The sequence below is a fragment of the Enterococcus pallens ATCC BAA-351 genome, assembly GCF_000407485.1.
Lineage (GTDB): Bacteria > Bacillota > Bacilli > Lactobacillales > Enterococcaceae > Enterococcus_A > Enterococcus_A pallens.
In genome coordinates this window covers 265591-282776 of the sequence record NZ_ASWD01000007.1, presented here as the reverse complement: position 1 = coordinate 282776, position 17186 = coordinate 265591, and the positions used below count along the sequence as shown (strand labels likewise).

Sequence of the window (17186 nt, the reverse complement as noted above, 5' to 3'; positions counted from 1 at the left end):
AAGGGGGCGAGGCTTAATGGAAATTGGCGAGAAGCTGAAAAATTTACGCATTCAAAAAAATCTAACGCAAGAAGAGCTGGGGGAACGGACAGATTTGTCCAAGGGGTATATTTCCCAGCTGGAGCGAGACTTAAGCTCGCCCTCAATGGAAACCTTTTTCGATATTTTAGAAGTTTTAGGCGTAACACCGGAGCAATTTTTTAGTCAAAAAACCGGTGAGCAAAAAATCCTTTATAAAGAAGAGGATACCACTTCATACAGTGACGAAACCAACGGGTATCACATCAAATGGCTGATCCCGGAGTCCAATGAAAAAGAAATGGAACCTATCCTGCTAACATTAGAGAAAAAGGGACAATACAAACAATTTTCTCCTTCCTTGTCAGAAACCTTCATTTACGTTCTAGAAGGAACCCTCGGACTGCAGTTTGGAGATGACTATTTTGTCGCGCGCGCTGGGGAAAGTATTTACTATGAGGCCAGTAAACCTCATCGGCTGCAGAACCACGGCAGTAAGCCAGCCAAGGTGTTAGTCGTGGCGACAGAGTCTTACTTATAAAATAAAGAACGAACAGTCTTCTGAAATAAGAATCGTTCGTCGATGTGAAGGAGCGAATCATGGCAAACACAATTATTTCTTTTAACAATGTCATAAAAGAGTACGATGATGAACCAGTATTAAAAAATGTTAGTTTTGATATAGAAGAAGGACGTTTCTACACTTTATTAGGGCCGTCTGGCTGTGGGAAAACCACCATTTTGCGGATTATTGCTGGGTTCACAGATGCAAGTGCAGGCGACATTTATTTAGAAGGCAAACGAATGAATGATGTCCCAGCTAATAAACGTCAAGTAAATACTGTGTTTCAAGATTACGCATTGTTTCCTCATATGAATGTTTTTGATAATGTCGCTTTTGGCTTGAAAATCAAAAAGCTGCCAAAGAGCGAAATCGAAAAAAAGGTGAAGGATGCATTGCGTGTTGTACAGCTGCCAGGCTATGAAAATCGAGAGATCACAGAAATGTCTGGTGGTCAGCGTCAACGAGTGGCGATTGCCCGAGCAATTGTCAACGAACCGAAAATTCTTTTACTAGATGAGCCTTTGTCTGCCCTAGATTTAAAGCTGCGTACGGATATGCAATATGAATTGCGGGAGCTGCAAAAACGACTAGGCATTACCTTTATTTTCGTTACCCATGATCAGGAAGAAGCTTTGGCTATGAGTGATGAAATCTTTGTTATGAACAAGGGTGAAATTGTTCAAAGTGGGACGCCGGTGGATATCTATGATGAGCCTATCAATCACTTTGTTGCTGATTTCGTAGGTGAAAGCAATATTGTCTCAGGTGAAATGATCGAAGACAACTTGGTAAAATTTGTTGGTAAGGAATTTGAGTGTGTCGATAGTGGGATGCGTCCAAATGAACCTGTGGAGGTGGTGTTGCGTCCAGAAGATTTGACGATCACTTCACCAGAAAAAGGTAAACTGGTAGTTACAGTTAATACCCAGTTGTTCCGCGGTGTTCACTACGAAATTGTCGGTATTGACCAGGATGGCAACGAATGGATGGTGCATTCAACTCGTAAGGCCAAAGAAGGTACTAAGGTTGGTTTAGCCTTTGAACCTGAGGATATTCATGTCATGCGTTTCAACGAGACTGAAGAAGAATTTGATGCTCGTTTAGAAAGCTACGAAGAGTAGGGGGGATTTGTGATGAGAAGTATGCGACGAATTTATTCGATCCCGTACTATTTTTGGCTGCTGTTCTTTGTAATTGCGCCGGTGATTTTAATCATCTATCAATCCTTTTTTGATATGAACGGCAACTTTACCTTGAACAACTATCATACGTATTTAACTTCAAAGACCTATCTAGGTATGACTTTGAATTCTGTTTTATTTGCCTTTTTAATTACTTTAATGACCTTGCTTATCAGCTACCCAACTGCTTATTTTCTTTCGAAGCTGAAGCATCGGCAGTTATTATTGTTGCTGGTGGTTTTGCCGACATGGATTAATTTGCTGCTGAAGGCCTATGCATTTATTGGTATTTTCAGCACTAATGGATCAATCAATGAGTTTCTCTCCTTTATTGGTATTGGACCAAAGCAGCTGCTGTTTACGGATTTCAGCTTTATGTTTGTGGCTGCTTATATTGAGCTGCCTTTTATGATTATGCCGATTTTTAATGCGCTAGAGGAAATCAACCCTTCATTAATTAGTGCTAGTCGTGACCTAGGAGCCAACAGCTTCGATACGTTTCGTCGGGTTATTTTACCGTTGTCGATGAATGGAGTAAAAAGTGGTGTACAAGCGGTTTTTATTCCGTCACTTTCTCTATTCATGCTAACTCGTTTAATAGGTGGAAACCGGGTAATTACGTTAGGGACCGCTATCGAGGAGCATTTTCTGGTTACTCAAAACTGGGGCATGGGTTCGACAATTGGGGTTATCCTGATTTTCGCCATGTTTATTGTCATGATGCTAACTGGCGAGCGTAGAAAAGGAGGGCGGGTTTAATGAAAAAAAGACGCTTTTCATGGTCGAATCTTTATTTGATTCTCGTGTTTGTTCTGCTATACGTGCCGATTTTCTATTTGATTTTCTATTCTTTTAATGCGGGTGGAACGATGACCAGCTTTACGGGATTTACTTGGGAGCATTACGAAACCTTGTTTTCTGATACCCGTTTGATTAGTATTGTGCTGCAAACTTTTGTTTTAGCCTTTCTCTCAGCGCTGATTGCCACGGCGATTGGAACCTTTGGCGCAATGTCGATTTACTATACGCGTAAGCGGGGTTCCCGCAATGCATTATTAGGTTTAAATAATATTCTGATGGTTTCGCCAGATGTTATTATTGGTGCCAGCTTTTTGATTTTATTTACAATGCTAGGCGGTTATCTGCGCAGTTTCCAATTAGGATTTGTTAGTGTGCTGCTGTCTCACGTAGCTTTTAGTATTCCGATTGTTGTGTTGATGGTCCTGCCTAAGCTGCAGGAGATGAACGATTCGATGATTGATGCGGCTCGTGACTTAGGTGCAAATAATCTTCAGGTATTGAGTAATATCGTGCTGCCTTTTTTGACACCAGGGATTATTGCTGGTTACTTTATGGCCTTTACTTATTCACTGGATGACTTTGCGGTTACCTTTTTCGTTACTGGGAATGGATTTTCTACTTTATCTGTTGAAATTTATTCAAGAGCACGACAAGGCATTAGTCTAGAAATTAATGCGCTATCGACCTTAGTCTTTATCTTCTCGTTAATTTTGGTGATCGGTTACTACTTTATCAGCCGTGACAATACTAAAAAGGCCAAAAAACGTAAACGAGAATTTGAGGAGGTGGCAGTCTTAAAATGAGAAAGCTGCAATCACTTTTCATTGGCGTTATTGCCATCATTTTGCTGCTGACCTTTTTCGATTTTCGTTTAAATCAAGCCAGCAATGCCAGTTCCAATGTGCTGAATATTTACAATTGGGGCGATTATATTGATCCCGATTTGATCAAACAGTTTGAGAAGGAATATGGCTACAAAGTAAATTATGAAACCTTTGACTCCAATGAAGCAATGGAAGCCAAGATTAAGCAGGGCGGAACCTCTTATGACATCACGATTCCTAGTGAATACATGATTCAAAAGATGAAAAAAGAAAATCTTTTACTACCATTAGACCATAGCAAAATCAAAGGATTAGAAAATATTGATCCGCGCTTTTTGGATTTGGATTTTGACAAGAACAATCAATATTCGATTCCTTATTTCTGGGGAACCTTGGGGATTGTTTATAATGATAAGTTTATTGATGGGGACAAAATCAAGCATTGGGAAGATTTGTGGCGACCTGAGCTGCAAAACAATATCATGTTAATTGATGGAGCGCGGGAAGTAATGGGGTTGTCTTTGACTACCTTTGGTCATTCAATTAACAGTAAAAATATGGAGCAATTACGGCAGGCAACTAATAAGCTAAACGAATTGACTCCCAATGTGAAGGCAATTGTTGCCGATGAAATCAAAATGTATATGGCTAACGAAGAAAGTGCTGTTGCGGTAACCTTTTCTGGTGAAGCAGCAGATATGATGGGGCAAAATGAGCACCTGCACTATGTAATTCCCCCTGAAGGCTCGAATTTATGGTTTGATAATATTGTCATTCCTAAGACATCGAAGAATCAACAGGGAGCTTATGATTTCATTAACTTCATGCTGCGTCCTGAAAATGCTAAAATCAATGCGGAATATATTGGTTACTCCACACCCAATAAAGTAGCAATGGCTATGCTGCCTAAAGAAATTTCTGAAGACAAGCAATTCTATCCTGATGATGAAACCATCAGCCACCTAGAGGTCTATAAAGACTTAGGACCAGAATACTTGCAGATTTATAATGATTTGTATTTGGAATTTAAGATGTACCGAAAGTAGTGGCAATAGTAGTTATTGAAGTAAGCCACAACCAATTAAACTATAGAATGCCAACTAGTGAGCGGTAATGCTTTATCCATACTGTTTATGCATGTTTAAGGGCCTGTGATTTTTTGTCACAGGCCCTTCTAAGTGGTTATTGAATTTTATCTAAAATCAATTTTGCACAGTCAATTTGGTTAGGAATGTTGCCATTCTCATCTTTAACACGCCAAATATCAGGGGTAATTTCATCAACGACATACATTTTCCCTTGATCATCGTAACCAATTTCAATTTTGAAATCAATCAATGTCAAGTTCATGTCGGCTAAAGTATTTCGAAGAACTGCACCAACTTTTGTCAAAATATCGAGACCTTCATCGAATTGGCCAGGTTTTAAAATGCCTTTCATTTGGCACAAACGATCTGTAATCAGGGGATCTCCTTGATCGTCATCTTTTAATGTAACCTCTAAATAAGGAGGATCGAAAGGTAAGCCTTCTGGCAAGGTGAAACGGCGACACATACTTCCAGCTGTGAAATAGCGTAAAACAAATTCTAAATTCGGTACAGTTAACTGACGAACCTTCATTAAACCTTTTTCAATATCTGCACCAAGGTAATGAGTCGGAATCCCATTTTTTTCCATTAATTCAAAAAAGTATTGGGAAATAGCTAAGCCAATTTTCCCTTTACCAGCAACACTGCCGCCAACCGTGTTAGAGCCTGGATCAAAGACGCCATCCTCGCCAGTTGCACTATCCTTAAACAGTAAGTGAACTTCTTTGTTTTCCTCATCAAGTAAAACTGTCTTTGTTTTGCCATCGTACAATTCCTTCATATTTTTCCCGCCTTCTCTAAAATATCACGTATCTTCACAAATAATAACACCCAATATTTTTACTGTCGATGATTTTTCGGTTTTTAGCTAAAATAATCTAGGTAAAGTTCGGATTTAACACATGGTGAGTGCAAAAACCGTTTTAAATATATTTCAATTATGTATTTCGTTCGTATTTTGTTTTGACGTAACGAACTTTTATTTCAGGAGGATTTCAATTAACTAGGCAACCTGAAAGTCAGATAATGAAATATCAGAGACTAACAGTTGAGATAGATTGTGAGCATCAATAATGGATCAGCACCTGATTATTTTGCCATATCGATAAACTCTATTTTAATAAGCGAAGCTCCAAACCAATTTCTTTAGACGCTAAAACAAATATAGAATCTGTGAAAAAAAGCTGCTAAGTCTTTAATAAGACAAAACAGCTCTCTTTCTATTTTTCATTAGTTATTGAATCAGACTTTCGACTAGTTCCTTGCGTGGATTTGGCAAGACCACTTTATTAATCATTAGTGCCTTTTCTTTAGCACCATTAGCGCCAGCTTTAGCATATCTCCATTTTTAAAATTTTCAATTTGCTGAGTATTCAAGGTTTTACGGGCCTCATAACGAGCGGCTTCATCCCATTGCATCAAGGTATCCCTGAGCATTCACACGAGTCATATCGTACATAGTTGAAGTGATAGTTGCTTTAGTTCACGGATCAACAGCTGCGGCATTTAGAGCCATTTCTCCCCAGCCACAGAATTCTCAGAATAGCTCCTAAACCTAGCTTTAGGGCAAGGGCTAAAATAGGAAAAATTAGCAAAAAAGATTTCGCCCCCATCTTTTCTACTAAAAGCAGTCTAAGCAGGCAGCTTTTTCATGCTATAATGGCGGGGATACGATACTGGTAACTAATTGGCGCAGAGGGAGGAATTTTTTTGGCTAAGAAATACTTTTTTTTCGATATTGATGGAACATTAACTGACCGCAAGACTCATCAGGCAGTTCCTAGTGCTGTGGAAGCATTGATGCAGCTGCAAGAAAACGGGCATTTTGTCGCAATAGCAACGGGCCGTGCTCATTACAAAGCCATTTCATTTATGGAAGAAATTGGCTTAAAGAACATGGTGTGTGCTGGAGGAGGGGCGTTAGTTTACAATAACGAGCTGCTGCACAATCGACCATTGGATACAGAAAAAGCTCGGGCAATTATTAATCAGGCAGATGAGTTAGGCTATGGCGTATTGGTTATGCTGGATGATTCAATTAAGGTATGGGCAAAGGACAATCGGTTTGTAGAGCAGGTTGGCGAGCGCCAGGAGCCGACTGAATATGTGATAGACCCGGAACTGGATTTCAGCAGCTTAGATACGATTTATAAAATTTATCTTTCGATTTCCAAAGAAGAGGAAGAGAAGCTGACCTTGAAGGATACGTTAGGTAATTTGCGCTTTGTTCCAGAATACCTGATGTTTCAGTATGACGATAAATATGCGGGTATTGTCGATATGATGGAGAAGTTAAACGGTGATTTAGCGGATGTGGTCGTGTTTGGCGATGATACGAATGACTTAGTAATGTTTCATCCGCAGTGGACCAATATTGCGATGGGTAACGCCACGGAGGAGTTAAAAGCAAAGGCTGATTATGTAACCGAGGCGAATGTAGACGATGGGATTTTTAATGCCTGCAAGAAGTTTGGTTGGATATAATCGCCAAAGTGTGACTTTAGAATAAAACAGGAAACCAGATGAGGGTAAAAACTTATCTGGTTTTTTAATGGTTACAAGCATTAAATACACATAATTACTTATAAATACATATAAAATAGCGTAAATGCTTAAGGTGTGGTAAGCTATAAGAGAGGTGAAGGCTATGTATCAGGAAGAGCGATTACGTGAACTCCAACAGCTGTTAAAAGCAAAGGAAGCTTTATCTGCTAAGGAAATGATGGATTATTTTGACGTATCAAGAGATACCATTCGCAGAGATTTTAGTATTTTGGCAAGTGAAGGGAAGGCATTGCGGACCCATGGCGGTATTATTGCGATCGCTGAAGAGAATGAGGTGCTTTCGTTAAGTACCAGACTGAAGGAATCAGAACTTGAGAAGAGGGAAATTGCTCAAAAAGCTGCAGCACTGATCCAAACAGGGGGGACGTATTTTTTAGACGTATCCAGTATTACTTTGATGCTGGCCCAACTCATTGAGAAAGAAACAACGATTTATACCCATTCGTTAGATGTTGCAAACAGTTTAAGCAGTAAATCTAAGGTAACCTATTATCTTTTAGGTGGAAAATTTTTCCCAAAGAATCGCTTCTTCTATTCTTTAGCTGAAACGGAAGCCTTAGCTGATGTCCATTTTGATGCAGTATTTTTGGGAGCAGCAGGTTTGAAGGATGGCTACGTTCGTTTTGAAAATGAAGAGGATGCTTTGGTAAAACGACAAATAATGCATATTGCTGAAAAAAAAGTCCTTTTGGCTGAGCGGGCAAAGTTTAGAAAAATCTCTACTTATGCCATTGGTAAAATTACAGATTTTGACTATTTTGTTACTGACAAAATGCCCGACGAGAACCAGTTAGCAGCATTTAAAAATGAAGTGGAAATAATTATCTAGGGTAGGAGGAAAGTACGATGAGCTACAAGGAAATAAAGTTAGTAATCAGCGATATTGACGGAACCATTCTGGATGATACTCATCAACTAGATAGTGAATTAAGTAGTCAGATTAAGGGATTGAAAAACAGAGAAACTCCCTTTGTACTGGCGTCTGCGCGATCACCCAAAGGAATCATTCCTTTGGCAGAGCAAGTAGGAATAACCCGAGATCCAATTGCCAGCTATAATGGAGCTTTAGTGCTGAAAAATGATCCCGAAAAAGGCTATGTTCCCATCTTTAGTCATAGCTTAGACAAAAATGAAGTGGAAGTATTGCTAGAAGCAATCCAGCAGCATTTTCCACAAATATCAATTAACCTGTATTCTAATCAGAACTGGTATGTCGAGAAATTAGATAAATGGTCGGAAAGTGAAGCAGCAATCACTAATGAGGAGCCGATTTTAGAAAATTTTAGTTCGTTGGTTCGTGACAAGAAGACACCAGTACACAAGTTTTTATTAATGGGAGAAACAACTGAAGTTCAACAGTTGCAGCAATTTTGCCAAGGGCTAGGTTTAAAAAATAGTGCCTTTTACTTATCAAAAGAAAATTATCTAGAGGTCACTCATCAAGCAGTTTCAAAGGAACGAGCATTGATCGAGATAGCTGAATATTTCAACATTTCTTTAGACAATACCATGGCGATCGGCGACAACTATAACGACATGCCAATGCTGACATTAGCTGGTTTGGGTGTGGCAATGGGAAATGCGCCGCAGGAAGTTAAACGCAGTGCAACTATCGTAACGGCTGCGAATAATCAAAATGGTGCGTCAAAGGCTATCGCGCAATACATTTTTCAAGAAACAACGGAAAGTTTCAGCTAAAAGGACGTACTGTTTGTAGAATGCGAACAGGGTGCTTGTACTTGTGACTTTAGACGTGAGGAAGTACTCACCGAAACAATAATATTCAAAATATTTATCAAAAACAAATAGAGAATAAAATTAGACTTAGCAGCTGCTAGGTCTTTTACATATAGGAAAAAGAACCCAAGGATTTTCCTTAGGTCCGTGTACGATAATTAAATTGGATTTTATAGTCTCCGATTCTGAGTAAACAATTGCTCAGGATCATATCTTCTGTTCAGAGCTCTTAACCGATCAGCAGCTTCACTATTCCAAACGTGACTGGTTTCTATTGTGCTTGCATCACTAGAATAAGCACCGTATACGCCATCGCCATATTCAAGGAAAGGTTGGAATAGTCTATTGGCTTCTTCTACATAGTCCTTATTTACCCAGTAAGCAATCATAACCTCTTCTTGACGATAAGGCCAGGCGTTAAAAGAGGAGGTGGGTTGATTAACAGCACCACCAAGAGAACGAAGCTCTACGCCATAACCAAATGGTTTATCAAGTAAATACTGAATTTCCTTAGCAATAGTTTCCGAGATGTGCGCAACTAAAACATTTTTTCCATAGGCAGTATTTTTCCCTTCGAGTGGGGTATGCTGAGCCTTGACAAAATCTGAGTATTCCATAGATTGCTGATTTTCTTTCAGCACTTTACCTAGATTATTGGCTTTTTCGAAGACCTCTCTGGATTGTGCGGAGTCATCTCCATACCAAAAATTTCTTCCCTGCACAACAATGGTGTCATCATCACCAGCGTTTAGCAGTAAAATACTAGTTAGTTTTGTTGATGAAGAATCAAACCATTGATGCCAGGCTTCAATGAACGCTGGTAAATGCTTGATCGAGTAATCAACCGTTTGCACGACGATCGGAACTGAGAAACCTGATATTGTTGGAACCGCTTTATCTGCTTGGAACAAAAATTCGGTGACTACTCCGAATTGGCCGCCACCACCCCGAATACCCCAAAAAAGTTCAGGTTCGTTTTCGTGATCTACCCAATGTTTTTTTCCATCGGCCGTAATAATTGTGGCACCAACAACTTTATCAATCGTGAGTCCATAGGAACGCAAAAGGATGCCCATTCCGCCAGATACAGCTAATCCGCCCACACCAGTATCGCCGTGGTCACCACTAGAAATGGCTAAATGGTGAGGATTAAGCTGTTGAGCTACCTCTCCCCAGAGAGCCCCTGCCTGTATTTTAACTAATCCCTTTTCTTCATCGACAATAGTAATCTGATTCAGGCGCGAGAGATCTAAAATCATTCCATCGTCGTTCACTGAGGTTGCGGACAATCCATGACCACCACTTTTTATCGAAAGGGGAAACTTTATTTGCTGTTCTTGATTCATTCTAGCGGCAAAGTTTATTGCTTCAGATACGTGTTCTTCCGTTTCTGCCAAGATCACCATTTTTGGATGACCAACCTTATAATCATTTGCCCGTACTTTGTCATAACGATTGTCTTCAGGGAACACTGCAACATTTTTCAGAGAAGCTGGTAGTTCTGGAATTGCTTTTTCCATGTTAAACCCTCCATCTCGATGTATTTGTTGCTTAATTAGAGAATTATCTCATGGATGGTTGAAATTGTAAAAAATAATCGCTTTCCTTGTAAGCAGAGTGGAATGGGTCGTTTTGCGATGAAGAGTAAGTCAGAATATTTCTCTTTCTTTCTATAGGTCATCGTTAAAATCCTAACTTTTTCATCATATCATCGTAAGAAATAGCTTCAGCTTTTTCATTGTGCTGAGCTAACAAAGTTTGGTAAGTAGTGAAATCTAGCAGTGCTTCAGTTCTGAAAAATATATGCCAGATAGCTTAAAATTAGTATCTCTACTGAGGTCTAAATAATCGAATCCACAGGAGTAAGCAGCTCCTTTGATCAATTAAAAAGAAGAAATAAAACCAGTTGACACATGAATAATCATTCATGTATAATGTAATCAACATATGAGTAACCGTTCATGTAAACGCATGTCAGAAGGGGTGTTAAAAAATGGAGAAACTAACAATGAATCACCGCAAACACGAAACAGATCATGACCATAACCACGAACATGACCACAGTCATGGTGGGAAATTTACTATCATTATGTTTTTTGTTGGGGTAGCAGCATTTATCGGAGGATTTCTTTTAGAAGGCAGCAATGAGCAATTTGCTAACATTGCTTTCCTGGTGGCCGTAATTACTGCAGGCTACCATATTATTTTAGAGGGTGTTGGGGACACGTTTCGAAATTCAGCGGCAGCTAAGAAATTCCAGCCGAATGTCCATTTCTTAATGGCATTGGCAACAGCAGGCGCAATTGCGATTGGTAATTTTGAAGAAGCAGCAATGTTGATTGTGATTTTTGCTGGTGCTCATTTTCTCGAAGAATATGTGGACGGTAAGAGCAAACGGGAAATTACTAATCTGCTTAATTTGAATCCAACTGAAGCACGTGTTCTTTATTCCGATGGTTCTACCAAAGTCGTTCCAGTAGATCAAGTAAAAGTAGGGGACACGCTGCAGGTTTTAAACGGCGCACAGGTTCCGACTGACGGGATTATTCTTAGCGGAACAACTGCCATCGATGAAGCTTCGATTAATGGTGAAAGTATGCCAAAAGAAAAAAACGTTGGTGACGAAGTATATGGCAGTACCATCAATGGTTCAGGAACCTTTACGATGAAGGTAACCAAGGACAGCTCGGAGACAGTTTTCGCCAAGATATTACAAATGGTTAACCAATCACAAAAAAGTTTGACTAAAACAGCAACCTTGATCCAACGACTGGAGCCTAAATATGTAACGATCGTTTTGCTCCTGTTTCCATTAGTATTGTTAGCAGGTCCCTATGTATTTGGCTGGACCTGGCAAATGAGTCTTTACCGCAGCATGGTGTACCTGATCTCTGTGTCACCCTGTGCATTAGCTGCTAGTGCCGTACCAACGACCTTAGCAACAATTTCCAATCTTTCAAAAAAAGGTGTGCTGGTTAAGGGTGGAGCGTACCTTTCTAAATTACAAGAGCTTAAAGCCATTTCCTTTGATAAAACAGGGACCTTAACCGATGGCAAACCAGTAGTGACTGATTATGTGATCGCAAATACGTTGAAGGAAGACGAAATAATCAATCTAGTTGTTGCGATGGAAAAGCAGTCCAATCATCCATTGGCTGCAGCGATTATCAATAAATTTCCAAGTCGTCAGGAGTTAGAAGTAACCGTCGAAAACGAAGTAGGCCGCGGATTGTCAACCAATTACCAAAATAGCAATTACCGTATTGGTAAACCCTCATCCTTTATCAATGCTTCGTTAGATTACAGAAAGCAGCAGCAAGAATTATCCTCTCAAGGAAAAACAGTCGTCTTTATCGGCAAGGATGAACAGGTAATCGGCTTAATTGCTTTAATGGATGTTCCCAATCAATATGCGAAAGATGCCGTTAGCTATTTCAAGGAAGCTGGGCTGCACACTACCATGATCACTGGCGATGCCAAATTGACCGGTGAAGCCGTTGGAAAGCAAATCGGGGTGGATGAAGTGATTGCCAACGTAATGCCTGAAGACAAAGCCAGCATTGTACAGGAGCAGCAGCAAAAATATGGCTCAACCGGAATGCTAGGGGACGGTATTAATGATGCGCCAGCATTGGTTACAGCGGATGTCGGTGTAGCGATGGGGGATGGAACCGATGTAGCGATGGATGTTGCAGACTTGGTATTAATGAAAAATGATTTGTCGAAGTTAGTCTATGCGCATCAATTGAGTAAAAAAATGAACCGCATCACTTGGCAAAATATTTTGTTCTCCATGTTTGTCGTTCTGTTTCTCGTAACCTTGAACTTTCTAGGTAAAATGGATATTACAATTGGTGTCATCCTGCACGAAGGAAGTACCATTGCCGTTATCCTGAATGCTTTGAGAATGTTGAGAACACCGAAGAACTATTTGTAAAAGGGAATCTTTCTACCATAAAAAAGGGAAGACCACATCTTCAAATTTTCTTTAAAAACATCTCACAAAAACTCTGAAAATGATCAATAAATTTTCATGACTGTGGACTATAGTAAAGACATCCCTAGATCAAATCTTTTTCCCCCTTTAAAAAATCCTTCTCGCAAAAAAAGCGAGAGGGATTTTTTTGTGTGCCACGCAGGGTACTTGGCTAGCTGTCTACGTAACGTATCTAAAACTGAAAGAATCGATACAATTTGAAACCAGCAGGAGGAAGTTTTTAGGTATAATAGAGTAAACGTTATCAAAAGGAGCGACAGATGAATATAGCTATATGCGATGATGATCGATTGATGAGCGGTCAAATTGAAGAATTAGTCGATCAGGTCTTTCATGGAGAGACAAATAAATATAGTACAGAGGTATTTTTTTCTGGTGATGCTTTGTTAGCTTATTTAAAGCAGCAGCCAAACTTTTTTCATATGTACTTATTGGATATTGAGATGGAAGGAACAGATGGTTTAGCGACGGCGGCTCAGATTCGGAAAGCCGATCCCGATGCTGTAATCATTTTTATGACTAGCCATGCTGAGTTGATGTCTGAAGCCTTTGAGGTTTTGGCGTTTCAATTTATCGTTAAGTCCGTTAATAAAGAAAAGGTTTTGGGAATCATAACCTCTGCAGTGAATTATTTGCAAAAGCGCAAAGGCATTTTCCAATTTGTATCACAGAAGAAAATCTATACATTTTTCTTATCCCAGATCAGCTATATTGAAAGTTCAGGTAGAAAGATCTTTCTTCATACGACTGATGGAGAGACGTATGAATATTACGGAACGCTGAAGGATGCCCGGGAACAGGTTAAAGGTGTCTTATTCGCTCAAATTCACAATTCCATTATCATCAATCTAGAAAGCCTGAATACGGTGGAAAGTAATGCCGTCTATCTAAAGGATGGAGAGAAATTACCCATCAGCAAGAAGTTTCACGGATCTTTCCATGAGCAGTTCCAGCAGTTTGTTCTATCACGTTAGGGAGGTGAAGAAGTGGAGATTTTAGGGGATTTTTTTCCAGTTACGATATTGCTTACCTTATGTACAGGTTTATTATTTCTTAGTTTTTTCCCTGTGAAGTCAAAAGTACCTAAAAGGAGTCTTTTTTTGTGGTTGTATCTTTTGGCGATTCCTTATTACTATTTGAGTATAGTTGTAAATGACCCAGATTTTGGACAATTGCGCTTTTTTTTGAACTTTTTATGCATTTTGTGCTTTTTGTTCTGTACGCAGTTTTTCTTTATTGGAAAGATCTATCAGAAGGGGCTTGTTGCTATACTTTATCTCGTTTTCACTATTATTAGTGAAACGGTTGTAGCTATGTTCTCAAGAATGATTCTGCCAGAGAAGGAGCTTTATATTTTCTTTACCAATGGTTTAGGGAATAAAGTAGCGATGATCATCAATCTTTTATTGGTTTTTTCTTTATGGTCTTCACGAAAGAAAAGAGACATATCGATTCAAAGAAATTTTTCGATCATTCAATTATTGATCGCACTGACTTGTACCGCATCATTAGGTATCTTGATCATCAGCGTAATGGGTACAAACACTTTTTTAATCAGAGACTATTTTTTGATGGGAGCAATTGGTTTACTGTTGCTTTTGTTTTATATCGCCTTTGAAATGTCTGACAGTCTGACCAAGAAAAATCAAGAGTATCAATTACAAGAACAACGCCACGAGCTTTTGGAAGAATATTATCAGCAAGTTGAAAAGCATCAGCAGGAAGTTCGTAAAATTAAGCACGATTTGAAGAATCAATTGTATTCAGTTGCCGGTTACTTAGAAACAAATAAAGAAGCTAAAGCGAATCAGCAAATCAACGAACTGATCCAACAACTGGATTCAAATGAACTGCCCTCATTTACGCAGCATACGGGATTAAATGCTCTATTAAGATTGCATTATCAAAAAATCAAGCAGGCTGGAATCACTTGTGATTTTGACATTAAATGTCCAGAAGCCATTGGTTTTTCTGATACAGACTTGTCTTCGTTGATTGGGAATATTTTGGATAATGCTCGTGAAGCCTGTGAGCTTTGCGATAGTCGGAAATATATTCAATTAAAAATGATGTATTTCAATCATTCATTGACAGTTTCCTGTGAGAACAGTACCGATGGAAAGGTTACATCATTACTCACACGGAAAATAGACAAAAACAATCATGGCTTAGGACTAAAATCAATTCGCCAAATTGTTGAAAAATATCACGGAAACTTGAATCCAGTGATTGATGACTATTCCTTCAAGCTTTCTTTTAGTTTATTTTCAACAAAGGATGAATAAATATTTCTAAACATTATTGTCAATGTTAAGCTTCATGGATTAGCTTGTTGTATAAAAGCTAATCCATGAAGCATTTTATGTGTAAGCATGACGAGAAACCTAGCCAAACATGACAACTAGTCTAAAAAGTCTTCTTGGGATGATAAATTATAGGTGTAGCAAAGATAAAACACACATAAATGGAGGAAATGACAATGGAATACAGAATCGTAGAATTAGGAAATTTCAAATTAGCAGGTGTGAAAATGAGTTCAACCAATGACAAGCAGCAGGGCATGAAGGATTGCGAAGCTTTCTGGAATCAGTTTATCTCAGCAAATAAACAGGAAGTAGTTGCACCTTTAATTGATCGTGAACCATTCGGCGTGATCGGAGCAAGCTTTTACAACGTTGACCCAGAGGATAGTAAGAAATTCGATTATTACATTGCCGCGGCAACGACTGCTGAAACACCTGAAGGACTAGAAGAAGTCGAAGTTCCAGCTAATACGTGGGCTGTTTTCCCTTGTACTGGCAAAACAGCAGGGACAACTCAGCTTGAGATTGTTACAAAATGGGGACCTGAATCAGAAGAATATGAGTTGCTGAACACTGGTTACATGACAGGGGAAATGTCTTCTAATGGACCAGATATGGAGGTCTATTCACAAGGTGAAGATATGGAAATTTGGGTGCCAGTGAGAAGAAAATAAGCATACTTATAGAAGGAATATATTAAAACTATTAGCTGAAAAGCATAAGTAGAAGAGGAGAACAACATGAAAACTGGAACATGTTTATGTGGCAAAGTATCGATCGAAGTGAAAGACTTTCATTCTGAAGTAGGTGCGTGTCATTGTTCGATGTGTCGGAAATGGAGCTCAGGACCTTTAATGACTGTTGAAGGTGGAACATCAGAGAACATTACAATCAAGAATGAACATTTAGTGACAAAGTACAAATCATCTGAATGGGCGGAAAGAGGGTTTTGTTCTTGCTGCGGCTCGAATCTTTTTTATCACCTGCTGGCAATGGATACCTATAATATTCCGATTGGTCTATTTGAAGATAAAGAAGGTACCGAATTGTCTCTTGAAGTATATTATGATCAAAAGCCTAATTATTACAGCTTTAAAAATGACACTAAAAAACTGACGGAAGCAGATATCATGAGAATGATACAAGAAAATTTCCATGAATAGAACTTCAATTTGGAATGTTTAAGAATAGTTGGTGCTGTCTCTTTCTCGGAGCAATAGTACCAGCTTTTTTGTTGAAAAAATGCTCTTGATTGTTTCAATAAAAAAAGGACAGACCAGGAGAGGTCAATCCTTCAAAATACTATCTAAGACAGTCGTAATCAATGCGGGCTGCCGTACATGTAATCTGTATGTCTGGTGCAAATTGAGAGCCGTGTTCAAAACTTCCTTATAGAGGTGCAAAAGCCCAGGCATTCGCACTTTGACTCAAAATATAATCAAGCCCATAGCTGTTTTGATAGTGATGCTTTTCCGGTGAGTCGTTAGGATCAAATACCACAATTTGATCACTGGCGACATCCTTTTTTATGACCATAATATGACCGACGCCAGTAAATTCGCCGGGTTTAACCGAAAGGACAACGGGTTGATTTTGCTGTAAACGTTCTTGAATTCGTCCAGCATCCAAACCTAGCTCTTCATACGACAGGTGATAATTTGTGGCAAAGTCTGGAAAAATCGACCAAGCAGTTCCCTGTCCACTCACATAGTACCGATCCTGTGACCAGCTTAGAATTTCAGTAGGGGCCACGAATCGTTTTTGGTAATAGGATAAGACCATTGCCAACGAGGTAATGGCACAACCATTGGTAGCCAGGTCATTTCGATCCGATCCGCTGCCATAAGGAGTTGCGGCCCACTGCGGATCAGTTTGCAGCATCAAAGTCATATCTTGTCCCTGTTCGCTTAAATGACGATTCGCGTCATCCGCAAAAGCAGGGGGAACTGTGATCGCTGGTTCGCTTAATACCCGAATGGCAAAAATACAGGCACTGGCAATAATTAAAAAGCTCCCCAATAATACAGGGAGCACACTCTTCTTTTTCTTCACGAGGTACACCTCCGTTAACCCTATTAAACCCTAACAGGCTACCGGTGTCATCCGA

The 17186-nt window shown here is 39.4% G+C and carries 16 protein-coding genes and 1 pseudogene; 13 read left to right on the top strand and 4 right to left on the bottom strand.

From position 1 onward, the window contains the following. Positions 1–16 precede the first annotated feature (16 nt). The 5 genes from I588_RS24815 to I588_RS24795 are packed head-to-tail and all read left to right on the top strand — an operon-like array spanning position 17 to position 4435. Positions 17–559, top strand: a complete 543-nt coding sequence (locus I588_RS24815) for a helix-turn-helix domain-containing protein (protein ID WP_010755844.1) — start codon at positions 17–19, stop codon at positions 557–559. A gap of 59 nt (positions 560–618) precedes the next feature. Continuing rightward, positions 619–1704, top strand: a complete 1086-nt coding sequence (locus tag I588_RS24810; RefSeq protein ID WP_010755845.1) for an ABC transporter ATP-binding protein — start codon at positions 619–621, stop codon at positions 1702–1704. 12 nt (positions 1705–1716) lie between these two features. Beyond that, positions 1717–2523 carry an ABC transporter permease gene (locus I588_RS24805; RefSeq protein WP_010755846.1) on the top strand — a complete coding sequence of 269 codons (807 nt, stop codon included), beginning with the start codon at positions 1717–1719 and terminating at the stop codon, positions 2521–2523. Continuing rightward, complete coding sequence (locus I588_RS24800; RefSeq protein ID WP_010755847.1) at positions 2523–3368, top strand: ABC transporter permease; 846 nt, start codon at positions 2523–2525, stop codon at positions 3366–3368. The genes I588_RS24805 and I588_RS24800 overlap by 1 nt, the downstream gene beginning before the upstream one ends. Continuing rightward, entirely contained in the window at positions 3365–4435 is a 1071-nt protein-coding gene (locus I588_RS24795; protein ID WP_010755848.1) for an ABC transporter substrate-binding protein, read from the top strand. The genes I588_RS24800 and I588_RS24795 overlap by 4 nt, the downstream gene beginning before the upstream one ends. Before the next feature lie 136 nt (positions 4436–4571). Here I588_RS24795 and I588_RS24790 read toward each other — a convergent pair whose 3' ends face one another. After that, positions 4572–5258 (bottom strand): phosphoribosylaminoimidazolesuccinocarboxamide synthase, encoded by a 687-nt coding sequence (locus I588_RS24790; protein ID WP_010755849.1) that lies wholly within the window; start codon positions 5256–5258, stop codon positions 4572–4574. Between the two features lie 557 nt (positions 5259–5815). Next, a pseudogene (locus I588_RS27970) lies at positions 5816–6008 on the bottom strand (alpha/beta hydrolase); the annotation flags it as partial. Between the two features lie 179 nt (positions 6009–6187). Between I588_RS27970 and I588_RS24785 the strand changes: the two are divergent. The 3 genes from I588_RS24785 to I588_RS24775 all read left to right on the top strand — a co-directional run bounded on the left by I588_RS24785 (position 6188) and on the right by I588_RS24775 (position 8740). Beyond that, positions 6188–6961 (top strand): HAD family hydrolase, encoded by a 774-nt coding sequence (locus I588_RS24785; RefSeq protein WP_010755850.1) that lies wholly within the window; start codon positions 6188–6190, stop codon positions 6959–6961. Between the two features lie 163 nt (positions 6962–7124). Further along, complete coding sequence (locus I588_RS24780) at positions 7125–7871, top strand: DeoR/GlpR family DNA-binding transcription regulator (RefSeq protein WP_010755851.1); 747 nt, start codon at positions 7125–7127, stop codon at positions 7869–7871. Positions 7872–7888: 17 nt separating this feature from the next. Then, the gene (locus tag I588_RS24775; protein ID WP_010755852.1) at positions 7889–8740 is read left to right on the top strand and encodes a Cof-type HAD-IIB family hydrolase; all 852 of its coding nucleotides are present in this window, start codon (positions 7889–7891) and stop codon (positions 8738–8740) included. A gap of 209 nt (positions 8741–8949) precedes the next feature. Here I588_RS24775 and I588_RS24770 read toward each other — a convergent pair whose 3' ends face one another. Next, positions 8950–10299 carry an FAD-binding oxidoreductase gene (locus tag I588_RS24770; RefSeq protein WP_010755853.1) on the bottom strand — a complete coding sequence of 450 codons (1350 nt, stop codon included), beginning with the start codon at positions 10297–10299 and terminating at the stop codon, positions 8950–8952. Positions 10300–10772: 473 nt separating this feature from the next. Between I588_RS24770 and I588_RS24765 the strand changes: the two genes are divergently transcribed. From I588_RS24765 to I588_RS24745, 5 genes are all read left to right on the top strand, one after another. Beyond that, positions 10773–12716 carry a heavy metal translocating P-type ATPase gene (locus I588_RS24765; protein WP_034692404.1) on the top strand — a complete coding sequence of 648 codons (1944 nt, stop codon included), beginning with the start codon at positions 10773–10775 and terminating at the stop codon, positions 12714–12716. Positions 12717–13036: 320 nt separating this feature from the next. Beyond that, on the top strand, positions 13037–13750 hold the full coding sequence (locus tag I588_RS24760; RefSeq protein WP_010755855.1) for a LytR/AlgR family response regulator transcription factor: 714 nt from the start codon (positions 13037–13039) through the stop codon (positions 13748–13750). 126 nt (positions 13751–13876) lie between these two features. Beyond that, entirely contained in the window at positions 13877–15061 is a 1185-nt protein-coding gene (locus I588_RS24755; RefSeq protein ID WP_245569555.1) for a sensor histidine kinase, read from the top strand. 194 nt (positions 15062–15255) lie between these two features. After that, on the top strand, positions 15256–15753 hold the full coding sequence (locus I588_RS24750; RefSeq protein ID WP_010755857.1) for a GyrI-like domain-containing protein: 498 nt from the start codon (positions 15256–15258) through the stop codon (positions 15751–15753). Positions 15754–15819: 66 nt separating this feature from the next. After that, the gene (locus I588_RS24745) at positions 15820–16242 is read left to right on the top strand and encodes a GFA family protein (RefSeq protein ID WP_010755858.1); all 423 of its coding nucleotides are present in this window, start codon (positions 15820–15822) and stop codon (positions 16240–16242) included. A 226-nt stretch (positions 16243–16468) separates the two neighbouring features. On the opposite strand, the gene I588_RS24740 is transcribed toward I588_RS24745, so the two are convergent. Further along, positions 16469–17131, bottom strand: a complete 663-nt coding sequence (locus I588_RS24740; protein ID WP_010755859.1) for a C39 family peptidase — start codon at positions 17129–17131, stop codon at positions 16469–16471. Between the last annotated feature and the right edge of the window lie 55 nt (positions 17132–17186).